Source organism: Sorangium sp. So ce834 (assembly GCF_051521425.1).
GTDB classification, from domain to species: Bacteria; Myxococcota_A; Polyangia; order Polyangiales; family Polyangiaceae; genus Sorangium; species Sorangium cellulosum_D.
In genome coordinates this window covers 4,763,986-4,783,270 of the sequence record NZ_CP150351.1, presented here as the reverse complement: position 1 = coordinate 4,783,270, position 19,285 = coordinate 4,763,986, and the positions used below count along the sequence as shown (strand labels likewise).

General features: G+C 73.3%; 15 protein-coding genes. 7 read left to right on the top strand and 8 right to left on the bottom strand.

The features are described from left to right. Window positions 1–54: 54 nt before the first annotated feature. The 4 genes from pstC to phoU are packed head-to-tail and all read left to right on the top strand — an operon-like array spanning window position 55 to window position 3,558. On the top strand, window positions 55–1,038 hold the full coding sequence (gene pstC / locus WMF20_RS17350; RefSeq protein ID WP_437615015.1) for a phosphate ABC transporter permease subunit PstC: 984 nt from the start codon (window positions 55–57) through the stop codon (window positions 1,036–1,038). Next, window positions 1,035–1,949: a phosphate ABC transporter permease PstA gene (gene pstA / locus WMF20_RS17345; RefSeq protein ID WP_129575410.1), complete on the top strand. Its 915-nt coding sequence runs from the start codon at window positions 1,035–1,037 to the stop codon at window positions 1,947–1,949. The genes pstC and pstA overlap by 4 nt, the downstream gene beginning before the upstream one ends. Before the next feature lie 9 nt (window positions 1,950–1,958). Continuing rightward, window positions 1,959–2,816 (top strand): phosphate ABC transporter ATP-binding protein PstB, encoded by an 858-nt coding sequence (gene pstB, locus WMF20_RS17340; RefSeq protein WP_237245414.1) that lies wholly within the window; start codon window positions 1,959–1,961, stop codon window positions 2,814–2,816. Between the two features lie 16 nt (window positions 2,817–2,832). Beyond that, on the top strand, window positions 2,833–3,558 hold the full coding sequence (gene phoU / locus WMF20_RS17335; RefSeq protein WP_437615012.1) for a phosphate signaling complex protein PhoU: 726 nt from the start codon (window positions 2,833–2,835) through the stop codon (window positions 3,556–3,558). A 54-nt stretch (window positions 3,559–3,612) separates the two neighbouring features. On the opposite strand, the gene WMF20_RS17330 is transcribed toward phoU, so the two are convergent. The 4 genes from WMF20_RS17330 to WMF20_RS17315 form a co-directional block, all read right to left on the bottom strand. Beyond that, window positions 3,613–4,116: a molybdenum cofactor biosynthesis protein MoaE gene (locus WMF20_RS17330; protein ID WP_129575408.1), complete on the bottom strand. Its 504-nt coding sequence runs from the start codon at window positions 4,114–4,116 to the stop codon at window positions 3,613–3,615. Beyond that, window positions 4,113–4,628, bottom strand: a complete 516-nt coding sequence (gene moaC, locus WMF20_RS17325) for a cyclic pyranopterin monophosphate synthase MoaC (RefSeq protein ID WP_129575407.1) — start codon at window positions 4,626–4,628, stop codon at window positions 4,113–4,115. The genes WMF20_RS17330 and moaC overlap by 4 nt, the downstream gene beginning before the upstream one ends. Before the next feature lie 80 nt (window positions 4,629–4,708). Next, the gene (gene moaA, locus WMF20_RS17320) at window positions 4,709–5,827 is read right to left on the bottom strand and encodes a GTP 3',8-cyclase MoaA (protein WP_437615010.1); all 1,119 of its coding nucleotides are present in this window, start codon (window positions 5,825–5,827) and stop codon (window positions 4,709–4,711) included. 20 nt (window positions 5,828–5,847) lie between these two features. Further along, window positions 5,848–6,099: a MoaD/ThiS family protein gene (locus WMF20_RS17315; RefSeq protein WP_063823977.1), complete on the bottom strand. Its 252-nt coding sequence runs from the start codon at window positions 6,097–6,099 to the stop codon at window positions 5,848–5,850. 127 nt (window positions 6,100–6,226) lie between these two features. On the opposite strand from WMF20_RS17315, the gene WMF20_RS17310 reads away from it, so the two are divergent. Continuing rightward, window positions 6,227–9,769, top strand: a complete 3,543-nt coding sequence (locus tag WMF20_RS17310; protein WP_129575406.1) for a serine/threonine-protein kinase — start codon at window positions 6,227–6,229, stop codon at window positions 9,767–9,769. Between the two features lie 39 nt (window positions 9,770–9,808). Here WMF20_RS17310 and WMF20_RS17305 read toward each other — a convergent pair whose 3' ends face one another. After that, a complete protein-coding gene (locus WMF20_RS17305; RefSeq protein WP_129575405.1) occupies window positions 9,809–10,501 on the bottom strand; it encodes a hypothetical protein in 693 nt (230 codons plus the stop codon). Between the two features lie 312 nt (window positions 10,502–10,813). Between WMF20_RS17305 and WMF20_RS17300 the strand changes: the two genes are divergently transcribed. Beyond that, on the top strand, window positions 10,814–12,817 hold the full coding sequence (locus tag WMF20_RS17300) for a PAS domain S-box protein (protein ID WP_437615007.1): 2,004 nt from the start codon (window positions 10,814–10,816) through the stop codon (window positions 12,815–12,817). A gap of 26 nt (window positions 12,818–12,843) precedes the next feature. Here WMF20_RS17300 and WMF20_RS17295 read toward each other — a convergent pair whose 3' ends face one another. The 3 genes from WMF20_RS17295 to WMF20_RS17285 form a co-directional block, all read right to left on the bottom strand. Continuing rightward, complete coding sequence (locus WMF20_RS17295) at window positions 12,844–16,416, bottom strand: protein kinase domain-containing protein (RefSeq protein WP_437615005.1); 3,573 nt, start codon at window positions 16,414–16,416, stop codon at window positions 12,844–12,846. 196 nt (window positions 16,417–16,612) lie between these two features. Then, window positions 16,613–17,464, bottom strand: coding sequence for a fibro-slime domain-containing protein (locus tag WMF20_RS17290; RefSeq protein WP_437615003.1), 852 nt, complete (start codon window positions 17,462–17,464; stop codon window positions 16,613–16,615). Window positions 17,465–17,698: 234 nt separating this feature from the next. Next, on the bottom strand, window positions 17,699–18,559 hold the full coding sequence (locus WMF20_RS17285) for a hypothetical protein (RefSeq protein ID WP_437615001.1): 861 nt from the start codon (window positions 18,557–18,559) through the stop codon (window positions 17,699–17,701). Here WMF20_RS17285 and WMF20_RS17280 point away from each other — a divergent pair. Next, complete coding sequence (locus WMF20_RS17280) at window positions 18,542–19,264, top strand: hypothetical protein (protein WP_437614999.1); 723 nt, start codon at window positions 18,542–18,544, stop codon at window positions 19,262–19,264. The two genes, WMF20_RS17285 and WMF20_RS17280, sit on opposite strands and share 18 nt — an antisense overlap. The last annotated feature ends 21 nt before the right edge of the window (window positions 19,265–19,285 follow it).

The following is a 19,285-nucleotide window of genomic DNA, read 5'->3' as shown; positions in this document are numbered from 1 at the left end:
GCGGTGCGCACGGCGCTCCGCCGCGCGCCGCCGGCGCGCGCGCAGGATAGGTCCATGAGCACGGTAGAAGTCCCCATGCAACAAGCCGCCTCGACAGCGTCGGGGGGCGACGTGGCGCGCGGCACGCGCGGCGCGGATCGAGCGTTCCGCGTCATCCTGACGGTGTTCGGCCTGACGGTGCTCGCGGTGCCCACGCTGATGGTGCTGGAGCTCGTCCGGTCGTCCCGGCTGGCCATGGACAAATTCGGCCTGGCGTTCCTCACCGGCACCGTGTGGGACCCCGCGCGCGAGGAGTTCGGCGCGCTGCCGTTCATCTACGGCACGGTCGTCAGCGCGGTGATCGCCATCGCGCTCGCGGTCCCCGTCTCGCTGGGCCTCGCGATCTTCCTCTCGGACCTCGCCCCCCACCGGATCCGCAAGCCGCTCGGCTTCATGGTCGAGCTCCTCGCGGCGATCCCGAGCGTGGTCTACGGGTTCTGGGGCATCGCCGTGCTCCGCCCCTGGCTCCAGGAGACGATCGAGCCGTTCCTGATCGAGCACCTCGGCTTCCTGCCGCTCTTCGAGGGCCCGCCGCTCGGCGTCGGCATGTTCGCCGCGGGCGTCATCCTCGCGATCATGATCGTCCCCACGATCACCTCGGTCTCGCGCGAGGTGATGCAGGCGGTCCCGCAGCTGCACCGCGAGGCGGCGGTCGGGCTCGGCGCCTCCGCGTGGGACACCATCCGCTACGCGGTCCTCCCGTCGGCGCGCTCGGGCATCATCGGGGCGATCATCCTCGGGCTGAACCGGGCGCTCGGCGAGACCATGGCGGTCACCATGATGATCGGCAACTCGCCGAAGATCAGCGCGTCGATCTTCCACCCCGGGTATTCGATGGCGAGCGTCATCGCCAACGAGTTCGTCGAGGCGACGAGCGACATGTACGTGTCGGCGCTCTCCAACGTCGCGCTGCTCCTCTTCGGGGTCGCCCTCATCCTCAACCTCTTCGCCCGGTGGCTCGTGAGCTCGACCAAGAGCAAGCTGGAGAGACGCGCATGAGCAACGACGCCCCTGCCCCCGCGGCGCGCCCCTCCGCCGCCGCTCGACGCACGCTGCTCGAGCCGGCGCCCGGCGAGCGCCTGCGCCGCGCCCGCAGCTACTTCTTCGAAGGCCTCTGCGTCTCGAGCGCCGTCGTCGTCCTGGTCCCGCTGTTTCTGATCTTCATCTACGTGGTCAGCAAGGGCCTGAGCGGGCTGTCCCTCGACTTCTTCACCCAGCTCCCGAAGCCGCCGCTCGGCGACGAGCGGAGCGGCATGGGCAACGCGGTCGTCGGCACGCTCATCCTCGTCGCGATCGGCTGCTGCATCGGGCTGCCGACAGGCATCCTCGCCGGCATCTACCTCGCCGAGATCGGGCGGGGCAAGCTCGCGAGCGCGATCCGGTTCATCGCCGACGTGCTCGGCGGCGTGCCCTCGATCACCATCGGCGTGTTCGTCTACGCCCTCGTCGTGGTCCCGATGAAGCGCTTCTCGGCGCTCGCCGGCGGCGTCGCGCTCGCCATCGTGATGCTCCCGACGGTGACCCGCACGACGGAGGAGCTGCTCAAGCTCGTGCCCGCGCACCTCCGCGAGGCGTCGCTCGCCCTCGGCGTCCCGGAGTGGCGCACGAGCCTCCTCGTCGTGCTCCGGACGGCCTCGCCGGGCATCGGCACCGGCGTGATGCTCGCCGTGGCCCGCATCGCCGGCGAGACCGCGCCGGTGCTCCTCACCGCGCTCGGCTTCCAGTACTGGAGCGTCGCCGTCGACCGACCCATCGCCTCGCTGCCGGTGCAGATCTGGAGGAACGCGACCTCCCCCTACCCGAGGTGGCAGCAGGAGGCCTGGACCGGCGCGCTCGTGCTGATCGCCCTCGTCTTCTTCCTCAATCTGCTCGCCCGAATCGTCACGTCCCGGAGCGTCAAGGCGCGTTAAAGGCACCCGATGAGCTCGTTTGACTCACCGCACGATGGACAGGCCGGACAACGCCGCGGCGGGCTCGACGCAGAGGGCGACCGCCGCTCTGCGGAGCCCGAATCCGAGGCGCCGCCGGCCAAGATCAGCGTCACCCGGCTGAACGCGTACTTCAACAAGTTCCACGCCATCCACGACATCACGCTGGACATCCCCGACGGCCAGGTCACCGCGGTCATCGGCCCGTCCGGATGTGGCAAGTCGACGTTCCTGCGCTGTCTCAACCGGATGCACGAGCAAGTGCCCGGGGCCACGGCGAAGGGCTCCGTCATGATCGACGGCGTGAACATCTATGATAAAGCGGTCGACCCGGTGCGATTGCGCCGCCGCGTCGGCATGGTGTTCCAGAAGCCCAACCCTTTTCCCACCATGTCGATCCGGGAGAACGTCCTCGCCGGACACAAGCTCAACGGCGTCTCCGTCAAGGATGCGACCGGCCTCGTGGAGAAGTGCCTTCGCCAGGTCGCGCTCTGGGACGAGGTGAAGGACAAGCTCGATCAGTCCGGGCTCTCGCTCTCCGGCGGCCAGCAGCAGCGGCTCTGCATCGCCCGCGTGCTCGCCGTGGAGCCCGAGGTGATCCTGCTCGACGAGCCGTGCTCTGCGCTCGATCCCATCGCCACCGCGCGCATCGAGGAGCTCATCGATGAGCTCAAGCAGCGGTATACTTGCGTGCTCGTCACGCACAACATGCAACAGGCCGCGCGGTGCTCTGATTACACGGCTTTCTTCTACATGGGGGATTTGGTGGAGTTCGACAGAACCCAGACAATCTTCACCAACCCGAAGGAAAGCAAGACGGAAGACTACGTCACCGGTAAGTTCGGCTGAGGGGAGTGGGGATTTCATGCCGACGTCGCACACGAGCAAGGTCTACGAGCACGAGCTGCGCACGCTGCGCGAGAAGCTGCTGCTGATGGGCAGCCTGGTCGAGGAGATGATCCAGAAAGGCTCGACGGCGCTCGCGACGCGCGACACGGGCCTCGCCAAGGCGACGATACGGCTCGATCGCCGGATCAACCGCCTGGAGTGCGAGGTCGACGAGCTTTGCATGAGGATCCTCGCGACGCGCCAGCCCGTCGCCTCGGACCTGCGCTTCGTCACGACCGCGCTCAAGATCGTCACCGATCTCGAGCGGATCGGCGACCTCGTGGTGAACGTCTGCGAGCGGGTGCAGGAGCTCAACGAGGAGCCGCCGCTCGCGCCGGCGGCGGAGCTGCAAGGCCTCTCGGACGAGGCGATCGAGGTGGTGCACGAGGCGCTCGACGCGCTGGTCGCCCGCGACTGCGACCGGGCGCAGCGGCTGCTCACGCGCGACGACGTGATCGACGAGCACTACGCCCGCATCTTCCAGGAGGTGCTCCTCATGATGAGCCGCGATCCGAGCACCGTGTACAGGGCCACGCGCATCCAGTCGATCGCGAAGTACCTGGAGCGCATCGCCGATCACGCGATGAACATCGCCGAGTCGGTCGTGTTCCTCGTCAAGGGCACGGACATCCGGCACAACAACCGCCTGCAGGAGAACGACCCGCTCTCCGCCCCGCCGCCGCTCGGGCTGCGCCTGCGCTAGGCGGCGCCCCTCGGCGCGAGCGGAGGGCGCCGCCACGGCCGTCGCGTGGCGGCGCTAGCCGCCGCCGGCGCCGCCCGGAGGCGCCGCGCCGCCGTGGCCGTGCGCGTGCCCGTGGTGCTCCTCGGGGCCGTGCTCGCCGCCGCAGCGGGCGTCCTCCCAGCCGACCCAGTACGGGCCGTCCGGCCCGTGCTCGCGCTTCCAGATCGGCAGGCGCGCCTTGATGCGGTCGATGAGCAGGCGGCACCCGCGGAACGCCTCGCCCCGGTGCGGCGCGCTCGCGGCGCAGGCCACGGCGACGTCGCCGATCTGGAGCGCGCCCACCCGGTGCGTCGCGGCGACGCGCACGCCGGGGATCTCCGCGGCGATCTCCGCGAGGATCCGCGCGAGCTCGGCCTCGGCCATCGTCCCGTACGCCTCGTACTCGAGCAGCGTGACCGCGCGGCCGTCGTTGACGTCGCGGACAACGCCGAGGAACGTGGCGATGCCGCCCGCGCCAGGATGGGACACGGCGGCGATGAGCTCGTCGAGGCGGAGCGGCTCGGCGCGGATCCGGCTCACGGCGCGCTCCTCTGGAAGTGGCCGGAGCGACCCCCGCTCTTCTCGAGGAGCTTGATGTCCGAGATCACCATCTCGCGATCGATCCCCTTGAGCATGTCGTAGATCGTCAGGCACGCGGCGCTCACCGCGACCATGGCCTCCATCTCGACGCCGGTGCGATCCAGCGCCTCCGCGGCCGCGGTCACCCGGATCGCCGCGGAGGGCTCGTCCACGTCGAGCTCGACCGCGACGTGGGTGAGCGCGATCCCGTGGCAGAGCGGGATGAGCTCCGGCGTGCGCTTCGCCGCCATGATCCCGGCGATCCGCGCCGCGGCGAGCACGTCGCCCTTCGGCGCGTCGGCGCGCGCGACCCGGGCGATCGTCTCGGGCCGCATCAGGACGGCGCCCGACGCGACCGCGCGGCGGTGCGTGACGGGCTTGCCTTCGACAGGCACCATGCGGGCCTCGCCGCTCGGGGACAGGTGGGTCGAGAGCGCTCCGCCCTCGCCGGATCGATCAGGGGTCTGCGACATCGCTCCGGAATCTGACACGGCAGCCCGCAGGACCGGAAGCCGATCCGTAAGCCAGGGCCCGCGCCGGCCAGCCGCGGGCGTCAGCCGCCGATCGCGCGGATCGACACCGCGGAGGCCGTCTCTTCGGTGCAGCCCTTCCAGACCTTGCCGTCGGGCTTGAGGCGCCACGCCTCGTCCAGGCGCGCCCGGATCGCCGCCGGATCGCCGGCCCTCGCCTCGCGCGAGGCGTCGACGCCGTCGTCCGTGGCGAGGCACGGCCGGAGCACGCCGGTCGACGAGACGCGCAGGCGATCGCAGCTCTCGCAGAACGTGTCGCTCGTGCCCGTGATGAACCCCACGCGGAGCGACGGGTCGCGGCGCGCGCGGACGTACCTCGCCGGCCCCAGGCCGGGATCCGAGATCGCCTCCTCCGGGAGGAGGTGCTCGGCGAGGCGCGCCCTCATCTCGGCCGCGGTGACGAGGTGCTCGCCCACGAGCCGCGCGCCCTCGGCGATCGGCATCACCTCGAGGAAGCGCGGGACCATCCGCCGCTCCCAGGCCCACAGCGCGAGCCGCTCGATCTCGTCGTCGTTCACGCCGCGGAGGACCACCGTGTTCAGCTTGATCGACGAGAAGCCCGCCGCGATCGCGGCGTCGATGCCCTCGAGCACCCGGGCGAGCTCGCCGCCGCGGGTCACCTCGCGGAAGCGCAGGGGGTCGAGCGTGTCGATCGAGACGTTCAGGCGGTGCAGCCCGGCGCCGCGCAGCGGCGCGGCGAGCCGCGCGAGCTGCGAGGCGTTCGTCGTGAGCGCCAGATCCTCGAAGCCGAGGGCGGCGAGGGACGCGACGATCGAGACGATCTCGGGGTGGAGCAGCGGCTCGCCGCCGGTCAGGCGGACCCGCCGGATGCCGGCGTCGCGCAGGGCCTCGAACATGGTGCGCCAGGCCGGCGTCATCAGCCGGCCGTCGGTGTAGCCGTCGTGGCGCGACGGGCGGCAGTAGGTGCACGCGAAATCGCACCGATCCGTGACCGAGATGCGCACGCTGCGCGGCGCGGGCCCGGCGTGCGCGGAGGGCGCGCCGCTGGCGCCGTCGCGGTACGGGATCACGGCGGCGCGGCGGCCGGCCTCCCCGCCGCCGACGAGCGGCAGCGACCGCCGCCGCTGGGCCGGCGCGTCGCCCCCCACGCGCGCAGAATCGAGGCCGGTCGAAGAAGACATGACGCGTCCCCCGCAGGCCCCTAGCCGCCCGCCACCGGTGGGATGAGCGCCACCTCGTCTCCGAAACCTACAGGATCGCTCGGCGTCGCATAAACACCGTTCACCGCCACCCGGATAGAGCCCTTGTAGGGGATCAGCCCCGGGTAGCGCGCGCAGACCCGATCGAGGAGCTCCGCCGCGGTGCAGGGGCCAGGCAGCGGCAACGCCACTTCTCCCGCGCCGAGAACGTCCCTCGCGCCGGCGAAAGCGAGCACGCGAACCGCTGCATCCATGGCCGGAACCTAGCATCGCTCCGCGGAGGCGACACGACGAACTGGGAGCGAGCGACCTCGGGCCGCCTGGGCGAGATCGAGTCTACCGGGCCCGGCCGGCACGGCTATCATCGGACCGCTCACCGCCATGGCCGAAGAAGGGTTCTTACCGGGCACGATCCTGGCCGGTCGTTACCAGGTCCGCCGCGAGCTGGGTCGCGGCGGCATGGGCGTCGTCTATCTGTGCCGCGATCTCGTGCTCGACGAGCGCGTCGCCGTGAAGCTGCTCGACCGGCCGGGCGCGGCCGCGCGCCCCGAGGACGCCTGGTGGTTCCAGGAGGAAGCCCGGGCGCTCGCCGGCCTCTCGCACCCGGCGCTCGTGAAGGCCCGCGACTTCGGGGCGCTCAGCAACGGGACGCCTTACCTCGTGATGGACGCGGTCCCGGGGAGGTCGCTCCACGAGTGGCTCTACCTCGCCCGGCTCGAGGACCCGCTGCCCTGGCCGATCATCTGGAGCGTCATCGACCAGGTCCTCGGCGCGCTGGCCCACGCGCACGCGCGCGGGGTGGTCCACGGGGACCTGAAGCCGTCCAACGTCCTCGTCGACCTCCAGCACGGCGGGGAGCCGCCCCTCGTGCACGTGCTCGACCTCGGGCTCGCGTGGCTCATCCAGGACCGGATCGATCACCGGCTCGACGGCTCCCGCGAGAGCGAGCCGACCGTGCGCTGGGGCGCGGGCACGCCGGGCTGGATGGCGCCGGAGCAGATCCGCTTCGCGGCGCCCCACGTGGGGCCCCCGACGGACCTCTACGCCCTCGGCTGCATCCTCTACGCCCTGCTCGCCGGCGGCGAGGTCTACGACGGCACGAACGAGGAGCTCCTCCAGCAGCACCGGAGCGCGCCGGTCCCGGACCTGCCGCTGCCCCCCGAGGTGCCGAGCGACGTCGCGAAGTTCGCGAAGCGGCTGCTCGCGAAGCGGCCGTGGCACCGCTTCGATTTCGCGGGCGACGCGCGGCGCGTCTGGAAGCGGTTCGAGCCGCGGAGCGACGTGAACGTGACCGCAACGCCGCTGCCGCTCGCGCTGCTGACGACCGGCCGGCTGCCGCCGAGCCGCAAGGAGCTGCTCACCCCCGAGCTGATCGAGCCTCCAGACGACGACCCGCCGCCGTCGGTGACGACCACCGGCCTGCTCGCGCTGCGGCCGAGCCCGTTCGTCGCCCGGACCGGCGAGCGGGCGCGCCTCATGGAGGTCGTCGCCGAGATGGTCGACGCGCCGAAGGCGATGCACCGCTTCGTGCTGCTCGCGGGCGAGGCGGGCGTCGGCAAGAGCCGGCTGGCCGAGTGGCTCTGCGAGGAGGTGCACGAGCGGGCGCTCATGGTGCCGCTCCGCGCGCGCTACCGGCGGATCGCGGCGCCGCTCGACGGCGTCCTCGGCGCGGTGACCCAGCACTACCGGCTGGAGCGGGCCGAGCGCGAGATCGTCGAGAAGGTGCTGATGAACCTCTGGGAGGTGCCGCCCGAGGACGAGGTCGGCAAGACGTGGGTCGCGGCGACCGCCGAGTGGATCAAGCCGTCGCCCCCCGGCAGCGAGGCGGTCGGTCCGACGGGGAAGCGCTTCCGCCTGGACCGGCCGGAGCTGCGCTGGCTGATCATCCGCAAGACCCTGGAGCGGATCGGCCGCGATCGGCCGGTGCTGCTCTGGCTCGACGACCTGCACTACGCGTCCTCGACGACGTTCGAGGGGCTCCTCACGCTGCACCGAGACGCGCCGAACCTCGGCCTCTTGGTCGTGGCGACGGTCCGGAGCGAGGCGGTCGAGTGCGATCCGGTCGCGGCGAAGCGGCTGGAGGGGGCGCTCGCGGCCTACGGCGGGGAGCGGCTCGACGTGGCCCCGCTGAACCCCGCGCAGACGCACGCGCTGCTCCGGGAGACGCTGCCGCTCGACGACGCGGCGGCCGAGGCGGCGACGGCCCGCAGCAAGGGCAACCCGCTGTTCGCGCTGCAGCTCCTGCACGCGTGGGCGGGCGGCGGCCACCTCCAGCTCCGCGCGGGCAAGTACTTCGTGCCGAAGGCGTCGATGGCCGTGCAGGCGGCGACCACGGCCGACCTGTGGGAGGAGCGGCTCGCGGCGCTGCCCGAGGAGCTCCGGACCGGCGCGCGCGCCGCCGCCGCGCTCGGCGGCGACATCCGACGCGAGATCCTGCGCGCGCTGCTCGCGTCGCTCGACATCGCCGCGGACCGCGCGATCGCGGCCATGCAGCGCGCCCAGATCCTCCTCGCCGTGGGCGATCGCCTCCGCTGGCCGCACGCGCTGCTCCAGGAGCACCTCCTCTCGCAGCTGTTCCTCGAGCCCGACGCGGCCCGCGTCTTCCGCGCCGCCGCCGACGCGCTCGGCGCGCACCCGTTCGCGTCGAGCCGCCGCATCCTCCGGCACCGGGTGGTGAGCCTGCTGCGCGCCGGCGACACCGACGAGGCGGCCGCGCTCATGCACGCGCACGTGGCGGCGCACTGGCAGAGCTCGCGCGACATCGCCGCGACGCTGCGCGATCTCGCCGTGCTCGACGGCAAGCTGCCCGGCGGGAGCGACTCGCGCCCGGGCCTCCGGGGCGCGGAGACGCGGCCCGTGCTGACCGGGACGCGGCTCGGGACGCAGCTGCGCTTCCGGGCCGAGGCGCTGCGGCTGGCGGGGCGGCTCGACGAGGCGCGGCGCGACGCGGAGGACGCGCGTCGCATCTTCGAGCACGCCGGCGACCGGGAGAACCAGGCGCACTGCCTGCGCCTGCTCGGGCACATCGCGTCGGACGTCGGCGCGGAGGCGCAGGGCCGGCGGCTCGTGGCGCGCGCGCACGCGATCTTCGACGAGATCGGCCACCGCCACGGGCAGGCGCAGTGCGAGGTGCTGCTCGGGGAGATCGACTACCAGCTCGGGGAGCACGCGCGGGCGCGGGCGGTGCTCGCGTCGGGGGAGGCGCGGTTCCTGGAGGTCGGCGATCGGCTGGGGAGGGCGCAGTGCCTGCTGCTCCAGAGCATGGTCGAGCAGGCCGGGGCGCTCTCCGAGGCGGCGCGGTCGCTGCTCACGACCGCGCGTGCCGACTTCGACGCGATCGGCTACCGGCTCGGGCTCGCGCAGTGCGACCTCACGCTCTCGCACGTGGATCACCGCCTCGGCGACTTCGAGGCCGCGCGCGCGGGCGCGCTCGCGGCGCGGCAGAGCTTCCGCGATCTCGCGAACCCGCGCGGCGAGGCCGGGTGCGAGCGGCTGCTCTCGATGGTCGCGCTCGACGCGGGCGCGCCCGAGCTCGCGGAGGAGCACGCGCTCGCTGCCGGCCGGCTCTACGAGACGCTGGCGGACCCGTGGGGGCTGGTCGAGGCGCGGCTCCTGTTCGCGCAGATCGCGCTCCACCGTGGGGACGCGGAGCAGGCGCGCGAGCACCTCGTCGCGTGCGAGGCGGTGGCGCTCGCGGAGGCGGAGCCGCGGCAGCACCGGCACCTGACGCTGGCGTGGCTCGCGTACCACGAGGGGCGGTTCCACGAGGCGGCGCGGGAGCTCGACGCGGCGCGGGCGTCGTTCAAGGACAGCCGGACCGGGGACCACACGCCGCAGCTCCTGGAGCGGTTCGCGCGGATGGGGTGGCCCAAGCCGGCGGGGACGCGGATCAGCGGGTGGATGCGGACGCTCGCGCTTGCCTGACGCGCGCGTGGGCCCCCGGCGCGTGCCCCCGCCTTGGAACTAAAGCGGGAGCCAGAAATCCGGGCCGAAGAGGCGGCGCGCGGCCTCGATCGTGCGCAGGGCGCGCGGGAGGTCGAGCTTCGCCTGGTGCTCGGCCAGCTGCACCACGTACGGGATCCAGAGCGGCCGGCACACGACGAGCGCCGCGAAGTGGAACTCCGCCTCGTCGGTCTGGCCGAGATCCACCGCGACCCGCGCGAGGATCGTGTGCACCGGGACCGGCGACCCGAGCGGCGCGATCGCCGTCGCGCAGCGACGCACGCTCTCCGCCGCCTCCTCGCTGGGATGCCGCCGGAACTCCTGGAACGCCTCCTCGAGCTCGTGCTCGTCGCTCACCTGCTCCGGCAAGTGCTCCGCGACGAGCCGCTTCCAGTGCTCGACGAACGGCAGATCCGCGAGCGCGCTCGACCTGTCGGCGTGAGCGAGGAGCAGATCGGCCTCCTTCCAGTCGCCCGCCTCGCGCGCGAACTCGAGCCCGGAGACGACCCGGGCCTCCTCATGCAGCCCAGGCTCCTTCGTCATGAGCCAGCGCTGCCAGTAGAGCGCGCCGCGGAACGCCACGCGCGCCAGCGGCTCCTTGCCCTCGGCGCGCTGCGCGAGCGCCGCATCCATGAGCGCGCTCTTGTGCCGCCGCACGTCGTCGACCTCGAGGCTCGCCGGCCAGGCGCAGAGCCCGCACGCCTCGGAGATCATCGCGCCCACCTCGCGCCGCACGAGCACCGCCCGCCCGCGGGTCGCGCTGAAGGAAACCTCCCCGACACAGAGCAACGCTACCACGACGCGCGCGGCACGCGAGAGGTCGTCGGCGGCAAGTGGCAGGCAGACAACACGCGCGGAGCGAGCGGGCTCATGGTTCTCGATCTCCACCGAGGCTTCCTGCACAATGAGCCGTTGGCGGCAGCGACGGAGGGGGGGCGCAGGCGGCCGCTCGAGGTGCTGATTGGCGATCGAGCTCGAGAGGACAACCCGGCGCGACGGCGCTCCCAGCGCCAGGCGGCGCCGACGATGAGCCATCCTGATCTTTACCGCGCCGCGTTCGAGGCGGCCGAGGACGCGCTCCTCCTCCTCGAGAGCGGGCGCGTGATCGACGCCAACCCGAGCGCGGTGCGGCTGCTCGCCGGGCCCGACGAGGGCCTGCTCGGGCGCGAGCTCACCGGGCTCTCGCCGCTCCTGCAGCCCGACGGACAGGCCTCCGCGGCGGGCCTGAAGCAGCGGATCGAGGCGGCGAGCCGCGGCGAGCCGCAGCGGTTTCGATGGCTCTACCGGCGGCCGAACGGGGGCTTCATCCAGGCCGACACGCAGCTCGCGAAGCTCGCGTTCGCGGGCGGCTCGGGGCCGATCCTGCGCGCGGTGGTGCGCGAGGAGGACAAGGAGCAACGCCGCCTCTACGCGCTCGCCGTCGACATGCTCGGCATCGCGACGCTCGACGGGCGCTTCAAGGAGCTCAGCCCCTCGTGGGAGCGGACGCTCGGGTTCAGCCGCCAGGAGCTGATGGCCGAGCCGTACGTCGAGTTCATCCACCCCGAAGACAAGGCGCGCACCCTCTCGGAGACCGATACGTTCTCCACCGGCGCGCAGACGCTCACCTACGAGAACCGCTTCCGCTGCAAGGACGGCTCGTACCGGTGGCTCGAGTGGAACGCGATGCTCGCGCTCGACGAGGGGCTCGTCTACTTCGTCGTCCGCGACGTCACGCGGCGCAAGACCGCCGAGATGGCGCTCCGCGAGTCCGAAGAGAAGCTGCGGGCGCTCTACGAGGGCATCCCGCACTACCTGACCGTCGTCGACAGGGACGCGCGGATCGTCTCCGTGAACCAGCAGCAGGCGGGGATCCAACAGGAGAGCATCCTCGGCCGGAGCCTCTACGATTTCACGCCGCCGGAGTACCACGCGACCGTGCGGGAGGCGCTCGAGACCGTGCTCCAGACCGGCGGCCGGGCCCACTACGAGGTGGTCGGCCTCGGGGTGGACGGCGGGCGGGCGTGGTACGCGAACCACGTCAGCCCGATCCGGGGCGCCGACGGGGTCACGAACGTGCTCATCGTGGCGGAGAACATCACCGAGCGCCGGCGCGCCGAGGAGCAGCGCCGGGAGAGCGAGGCGCGGTTCCACGCGGCCGTCGAGGCCAGCATGGACGCGTTCCTCACGATGACGTCCCACCGCGACGGGAGCGACGAGATCGCCGACTTCGTGATCACGGGCCTCAACGCGCGCGCCGCGGCGATGCTGTCGATGCAGCGCGAAGAGCTCCTCGGCCAGCGCCTCTCGGAGCTCGAGCACTCGGCCGAGGCGGGCGTCCTCCTCGACAAGTGCCTGCGCGTCATCCGGAAGGGGGCGCCGATCGAGGAGGAGATCCTCTTGCCCGCGCCCCCCGCCCAGCCGTCGCGCCCGCGCGTCTGGGTGCACCACCAGATCGTGCCGATCCGGGACGGCGCGGCCGTGACGATGCGGGACACCACCGACCGCAAGCGGCTCGAAGACCAGCTGCGCCAGTCGATCGAGCGCCTCGAGGCGTACGCCGAGGAGCTGGAGGGCAAGAACCGGATGCTCGCCGAGGAGAACGCCGAGCGCGAGCGGACCGCGAGCGTCCTGCGGCAGCAGCAGGAGGCGATCCGCGCGCTGTCGACGCCGATCATCCAGGCGTGGGAGGGCGTCCTCGTCCTGCCGATCATCGGCGCGCTCGACAGCGGCCGGGCCACGCAGATCATGGAGAAGCTGCTCGGGGAGATCGTCCGCACGCAAGCCCACTTCGCCGTGCTCGACCTGACCGGCGTGGAGGACGTGGACGGACCGACGGTCGACCACCTGCTCCAGGTGGCCCGGGCCGCGAGCCTGCTCGGCAGCCGCTGCCTCGTCTCGGGCATCTCCCCCGGCGTCGCGCAGGCGATCGTCGAGCTCGGCAGCGACGCGCGGACCTTCGAGACGTTCGGGGAGCTGGAGGACGCCCTGCGCCACGCGCTGCGCGTCTCCGGCGCGCGCCCGCCGAGGCTGCGGCGCAAGGCGCGCTAGCCCCGCGCGGAACCAGCGACGCGCGCCTAGGCTTCCTCGGCCGCGAGCTCGTCGCACAGCTCGCGGGCCCGCGCCGCGTAGCGCGCCGCCGCGGCGCCCTCGCCGATCGCCGCGGCGAGCGCCGCGGCGCGGTCGTACGCCGCCGCGGCCGCCCGCAGATCGCCGCCCCGATCGTAGTGGTGCGCGAGCAGGGCCGCGCCGTCGTCGCCCGGCGCGCGGTGCTCGAGCCAGTCCGCGACGAGCAGGTGGATCCGCCGCCGGACCTTGAGGCTCAGCATCTCGTAGGCGACCTCGCACGTGGCCAGCTCGGTGAACACGTACTCGCGCTCGCCGGGGAACGACGCGGGGGAGCGGAGCCGGATCAGCTGGCGATCGCACAGGCGCGCGAGCAGCTCGGCGGTGGACGCGCCGGCGCCGTGCCGCACCGAGAACGGCGGATCGAGATCCTGGAGCTCGGCCAGGATGCGCTCGCTCGACATGGGCGAGCGCGCCTGCGGGGCGTCGTTCCTGAGCCGCTCGACCGCGCCCTCCCAGAAGGTCCGGCCGACGACGGCCGCCTGGACGAGGACCCCGCGCGCGTCGGCGTCGAGGCGGTCGAGGCGCGCCTGGACGGCGCCGTGCACCGACGGCGGCAGGCTCAGCGCGCCGAGCGCGCCCTCGTGGACGCGCCACGCGCCCTCCTGCGCCTCGATCGCGCCGGCGTCCACGAGGAGCTGGAGCATCTCCTCCACGGTGCGCGGGTTGCCCTCGGCGCGCTCGGCGAGCGCGCGCACGAGCTCCGGGTCGAGCTCGGGCGCGCCGCGGAGCCGATCCCGGATCATCTCCTCCCCGTGCCGCCGCGCGAGCGGGAGCGCGTCGACGCGGACGTAGGCCTCCTTCGCGATGCCCCAGTCCGGGCGGCGCTCGTAGAGCTCGGGGCGCGCGGCGCACACCACGCAGAGCGGCAGCCCCTCGGCGTGCGCCACGAGCTCCTCGATGAGGTCGAGCGTGGCGTCGTCGGCCCACTGGAGGTCGTCGCACACGATCAGGATCGGCGTCCGCTCGAGCGCGAAGGTGACGAGCTGCGCGAGCGCGGCGGCGATCCGGCGCTTCGCCAGCACGCTGCCGCGCGCCGCCGCCTCGAGGAGCCCCGCGGGCGCCGGCCGCGCGCCCAGGATGGCCGCCAGCCGGGCGAGGATGTCCTCGACGTCGCTCGCGCCGCTCGACGTCGCCAGCGACGGGGACGGATCGAGCTCGTCGTCGTCCTCGTACCGCACCGCGCCGGCCGTCCTGCGCGCGTTCACGGTCGAGCTGACCGGCCCGCGCAGGGGGACCGCCGACGCGCGCGTCACGATGGGCGACGCGCCCCCGAGCGCGGCCCTCGTCCCCGCGCCGGCGGCCTCCCGCTCGGCGCGGGCGCGGGCGCGGGCGGCGCGCAGGCGGAGCCAGCGCAGGCCCAGGCGCAGCTTGCGCAGGATGACCTGGGCCGGATCGGCCTCGTGGATCCCGAACCAGCGGCGGAGCAGCGCGCCGGCCAGCCCGTAGCTCGCCTCGCGCGCGAGCGCCGAGCACTGCGCCGAGAGGACGAACGGCGCGTCCGGCGGCGCGGGCGCGGCGCCGCGCCCGGACGAGGGCGCGCCGGACGCCGGCCCGCCGTCGAGGCCCGCGGAGAGCTCGGCGAGCACCCGCGTGCGGCCCACGCCGGGCGCGCCGACCAGCGTGACGAGGCGCGGCCGCCGCTCGTGGAAGGCGGTCTCGACGAGATCGCGCAGGCGCTGCATCTCCGCGCCGCGCCCGACGAGGCGCGTCGCGAGCCCGTGGAAATCGGGCGGCGCGAGCCCGCGGCTCGGCGGGGCCTCGCCGAGCACGCGGTAGATCGGCATCGCCGCGCCGCGCGCGGCGGGCTCCGCCGGCGCCGCGCGGGCCGCGCTCGCCTCGATCGGCTCGACGCGGAAGCGCCCGAGGACGAGGCGGTGGGTGTCGCGGCCGATCACGATCGCGCCGCGCGGCGCGAGCTGCTGCAGGCGCGCGGCGCCGTCCACCGCGTCGCCGATGACGGCGAGATCCTGGCGCGCCGAGCTCCCGGCGCCGACGAACACCCGCCCCGTCGAGATCCCGATCCGCACCGAGAGGCGGACCGCCCGCGCCGCGCGCGGCAGCGCGAGGCGCGGGATCGCGGCCTGCGCGGCGAGCGCCGCGACGATCGCCCGCTCGGCGTCGCAGTCGGTCGCGCGGGGCGCGCCGAAGACGGCCATGACGCGCCCGCCGATGGGCCGCTCGACGATCCCGTGCATCTGCTCGACGTGCTCCGCGAGCGCCTGGTAGCAGCGATCGACGACGTCCTTGACGTCCTCGGGATCGAGCCTCGACGAGAGCGCGGTCGCCTCGGACAGATCGGCGAACAGGACGGTGCAGATCCGGTGCTCGCCGCCCTCGAACGGGACGACGCCGCGGCCCCTCGGCGCGCTCCTCTCGGGGCCCACGCTCCCGCGGCCCCCGCTGCTCTCCGGGGGCCGCCGCTGCGGCCGCGACGGCGGCGGCAGCGACGGCGGCGGGACCGAGAGCGCGGGCGGGGGCGGCAGCGGCGGCAGGTGGAGGGCGGCGAAGTCGAGCAGCCCGTCGTCGTCGACGGGGTCGGCGGCGTCGGCGCCGCCGGGGCCGAACGCGGGCGCGCGCAGGGTGTCGCGCGCCACAACGACGACGCTGGAGCGCTGGGCGGCCTCGAGGGCGGACCACATCTCGCCGAGGCTGTGGAACCGCTGCGAGGGGTTGATCGCGAGCGCGCGGCCGAGGACCGCCTCGACGTCGGGGCTCGCGCTCACGCCGCGAGCGCGGAAGCTCGGCCGGATCGACTCGTCGCTCGAGGCGACGAAGAGCTGGATGACGTCGCTGCCGGAGAGGGCGGGCTGGCCGCTGGCGACCTCGATGAGGATGAGGGCCATCGCATAGACGTCGGTCCACGGCCCGGTGGCGCCGAACCGCGGGCTGAACTGCTCCGGCGCGCCGTACTGCGGCGTGAAGGCGCGGAACGTTCGTCCGGTCTGGACGAGCGCCTCGGCGAACGTCGGCGTCTCGGAGAAGACCTTGGCGAGGCCGAAGTCGAGGACCTTCATGCGGTCGCCGAGCAGGAACAGGTTGGCCGGCTTGACGTCGCGGTGGGACACGTTCTCGTCGTGGGCGACGGCGAGCGCGGAGGCGACCGGCGCGAGGAGCTTGATCGCCTCGGCGAGGCTCCGCGGCGGCGCGTTCTCGGCGCGGCGGCGCCGGAGGTCCTGCTCCAGCGTCTCGCCCTCCAGCCACTCCATGACGATGTACGGCGTCCAGGGGCCGTGCGGCGCGGCCGCAGCGCCGATGTCGAGCGCCTGGACGATGCCCATGGTGCGGCGCGAGAGCTGGTGGAGCAGGCGCGCCTCTTCGCGGAACTTGGCGAGGAAGGCGTCCTGCTGCTCAGCGCTCAGGCCCGTCGGGATCTTGAGGCATTTGACGGCGACCGGCGCGTCGAAGCCGAGGTGCCGGGCCCGGTAGACGACGCCGAACGCTCCCTCGCCCGCCAGCGCCTCGACAGCGAACTGACCGTCGATGATCGACCCCACCCAGCCGAACGGGTCGCTGGCCTGCATCGTTGCCTAGGCTACCTGTTGCGCCGAACCACGAGCAAGGTGGCAACGGCGGCCGCTCCAGGGGGGAACGGGGGGCGGTCGGCGCTAGCCGCTGGGCGGGAACGGCGCGGGCGGGGCGGTGAGCCGAGGAACGCGGACGGTGGGAAATGAAGGGCGCTGTGGGCTGAGGTCGCGCCGGGTCAGCGGACGACCGAGCTCAGTTGATGACCGGGGTAAAGCAACCGATGGACGTGTCGATGCGGAAGTTCGACTCGGTCGTGCGGCGCTCGGCGAAGAAGAAGTCGAGCGCGTACGTGTTGCCCGGCGTGATGCCGAGGTCCTGCGCGCGCGCGTCGAGGTCGATCGTCGCGCTCTCCGGCTTGTGAATACCGCCCAGATCGATCGCGAGACGGCCGTTGATGAAGGTGAAGAGGTCGTCGTCGCCCGAGAAGGTGAACACCTCGCCACCCTTGTATTCGAACGTGGTGTGGAGCTCGAGCGTGAAGTGATAGTTGTGGCGCCGGTCCTCGTTGCCAAACCCCATGTCGTCGATCGGGAAGAAGTCGGCATCGTCGTACGTGGACGTGCCGTTCCCGTTGTCCACGAGCGAGATGGATATCTGGATGGCGGTGTTCACGTCGGGCACGTCGCGGAACCACTGATCGAAGGCCTCCTTGCCGGTCGTGGTCAACGTGCCCTCGCTGCCGCCCGCATAGACCGGCTTGCCGTCCGCGCCGAGCTGAGCCTCCACGATGCCCCGGTCCTCCCCGGGCCGGGCCTCGAAATCCGGGTGCGTATCCTTGAAGTCGCGCACGATCGCGATGAGCTCGCTGCTGCAGGCGTCGCCGCCCGCGCTCGGGTCACCGCCCGAGCTCGCGCTACCCCCGATGTCGCCGAAGGGGTCCTGCCCGATGTCGCCGCCGCTCGCCGTCCCGTCGCCGCCGCTCGCCGTCCCGTCGCCGCCCGAGGCAGCGTCACCAGCGTCGCCGGTCCCCCCTCCACACGCGGTCGCCGCCACGAGGGCCACGCACGCCGATACTGCCACCACCATCCGCCGATAAGCCATCATGTCTTGCCCCTTTTCCCAGCCGCCGGAAGCCATCGAATCCGCATGGAACGACGTCGGAGACACCGCGTCGCCAGCTTCCGCCCCTGTGCGCGGGGGTGGGTGGAACGGGTCAAATTTTTATTCAACAAAATGACCGGCGTTCCCGGCCGCAAAAATACAGCTGCCTCGTCCATCCCTGGTGAGCTGCTCGTCGCAGGCTCCTGCGCTGGATCGCCGAGCGCCCTCGGCGCCTGCTCATCGCGCAGGAACGCCGAAGAAGTAGTACCCCTTGCCCCACAGCGGGAAGTCGTAGGTGCCGTACTCCCACGCGAACGCGTCCCCGAGCGGGGCGACCATCTCGCGCAGCTCGGCCTCGGTGTAGACGCGCAGCGTGCTCACCACGCCGTCCCACACGCTGGCCGCGGCGGCGATCGGCGTCGCCCACGTGAGCCACGCCTTGGCGGCCCGGGAGCGGCGCGCGAGCAGCGGATTCGCGGCGAGCGCGGCGACGCCGACGGGGACCATCGGCAGGAAGCCGAGCGGGTTCCGCTCGAAGCCCTCGGACAGGAAGATGCCGGACGAGCCGCGCACCGCGTCCGCCAGGATCGCCCGCGCGAGCTCGGGAGAGAAGTGGTGGAAGGCGTTGATCATCAGCCGCGCGCGGCCCTCGGCGAGCGCCCGCGGGATGCGCGTCGCGTCCACCGGCGAGGGCTCGAAGGCGACGAACGACGGGTGCCGCGCGGCCGCCGCCGCCCACGCCTCCGGCTGCGGCAGGAGGTCGGTGAGCACGAAGCGCGGCGGCGCCGCGCCCGCGCGGAGGAGCTCGTCGATGAGCACCTCCGACGGCCCGGCCGCGCCCGCGCCGAGCTCGATGACCTCGGTCGCCCCCGAGGCGGCGAGGAAGCGCTGGAACGGCGCGATCAGGCCGCGCAGCATGCCGCCCCACCGGATCGTCCGGCTCAGCGACTCGATGATGAGCTCGCGCAGCGGACCGGGAGACCACGACGAATCGTTCCACTCGAAGAGCGACAGACGAGGCAGGGCGCGCGGCATCGGTTCACCGTCGACCGCCGGAGGTCGCGGCGCCATCCTGAACGCATGAACTTCCTGCTTCATCGCCACCTCGCCGCGCGCGACCTCGGCTCGGTCACCGCCGGCGCCGGCGCGATGCTCCCCGACCTCTGGCGCATGGCCGATCGGCGCGTGAAGCCCGCCCGCGCGCCCGAGCGCCCCGCCGCCCCGCCGCCCCGCCTCGCCGAGGTGCTGGCCGGCATCGATCACCACGTCGCCGTCGACCGCTGGTTCCACGCCGCCCCCGTCTTCGTGGAGGGGGAGCGCCGCCTCACCGAGGCGCTGCGCGGCGCCGCGCTCGACGCGCCGCGGCTCGCGCTGTTCGCCCACGTGCTCTGGGAGATGTGCCTCGACGGCGCGCTCGTGCGCCGCATCGGCCTCGCCCCCCTCCTCGACGACCTCCGCGCCGGCCTCGCCTCCATCGACGGGCCCCCGACCGAGGCCGCCGCATGCATCCACCATTTCGAGCGGCGCGCCCCCTCCCCCGCCGTCGCCCTCGCCGATCGCCCCGCCTTCGAGGCGCGCCTCCGGCGCATCTGCGACGAGCTCGCCCGCGGCCCCTGGATCGCCGGCTACCAGGACGGCGCCGGCCTAGCGTTCATGCTCTCGCGCGTGCGCTCGCGCTTCGGCATGCCCCCGTTCACGCCGGAGCAGCACGACCACCTCGCCACGCTGCTCGACGGCCTAGCCGGCGCCGCCGACGCGTCGCTCGACGACCTCCTCCGCACGGCTCCCCCCTGCGCCCACTGAAGTTCCCCTCTTCCCTCCCCC

What these genes read in the sequence shown, in the direction of transcription:
- pstC (WP_437615015.1), top strand. Translation starts at nt 55, where the DNA reads ATGAGCACGGTAGAAGTCCCCATGCAACAAGCCGCCTCGACAGCGTCG.
- pstA (WP_129575410.1), top strand. Translation starts at nt 1,035, where the DNA reads ATGAGCAACGACGCCCCTGCCCCCGCGGCGCGCCCCTCCGCCGCCGCT.
- pstB (WP_237245414.1), top strand. Translation starts at nt 1,959, where the DNA reads ATGAGCTCGTTTGACTCACCGCACGATGGACAGGCCGGACAACGCCGC.
- phoU (WP_437615012.1), top strand. Translation starts at nt 2,833, where the DNA reads ATGCCGACGTCGCACACGAGCAAGGTCTACGAGCACGAGCTGCGCACG.
- moaC (WP_129575407.1), bottom strand. Translation starts at nt 4,628, where the DNA reads ATGTCGCAGACCCCTGATCGATCCGGCGAGGGCGGAGCGCTCTCGACC.
- moaA (WP_437615010.1), bottom strand. Translation starts at nt 5,827, where the DNA reads ATGTCTTCTTCGACCGGCCTCGATTCTGCGCGCGTGGGGGGCGACGCG.
- WMF20_RS17315 (WP_063823977.1), bottom strand. Translation starts at nt 6,099, where the DNA reads ATGGATGCAGCGGTTCGCGTGCTCGCTTTCGCCGGCGCGAGGGACGTT.
- WMF20_RS17310 (WP_129575406.1), top strand. Translation starts at nt 6,227, where the DNA reads ATGGCCGAAGAAGGGTTCTTACCGGGCACGATCCTGGCCGGTCGTTAC.
- WMF20_RS17305 (WP_129575405.1), bottom strand. Translation starts at nt 10,501, where the DNA reads ATGATCTCCGAGGCGTGCGGGCTCTGCGCCTGGCCGGCGAGCCTCGAG.
- WMF20_RS17300 (WP_437615007.1), top strand. Translation starts at nt 10,814, where the DNA reads ATGAGCCATCCTGATCTTTACCGCGCCGCGTTCGAGGCGGCCGAGGAC.
- WMF20_RS17295 (WP_437615005.1), bottom strand. Translation starts at nt 16,416, where the DNA reads ATGCAGGCCAGCGACCCGTTCGGCTGGGTGGGGTCGATCATCGACGGT.
- WMF20_RS17290 (WP_437615003.1), bottom strand. Translation starts at nt 17,464, where the DNA reads ATGATGGCTTATCGGCGGATGGTGGTGGCAGTATCGGCGTGCGTGGCC.
- WMF20_RS17280 (WP_437614999.1), top strand. Translation starts at nt 18,542, where the DNA reads ATGAACTTCCTGCTTCATCGCCACCTCGCCGCGCGCGACCTCGGCTCG.
- WMF20_RS17285 (WP_437615001.1), bottom strand. Translation starts at nt 18,559, where the DNA reads ATGAAGCAGGAAGTTCATGCGTTCAGGATGGCGCCGCGACCTCCGGCG.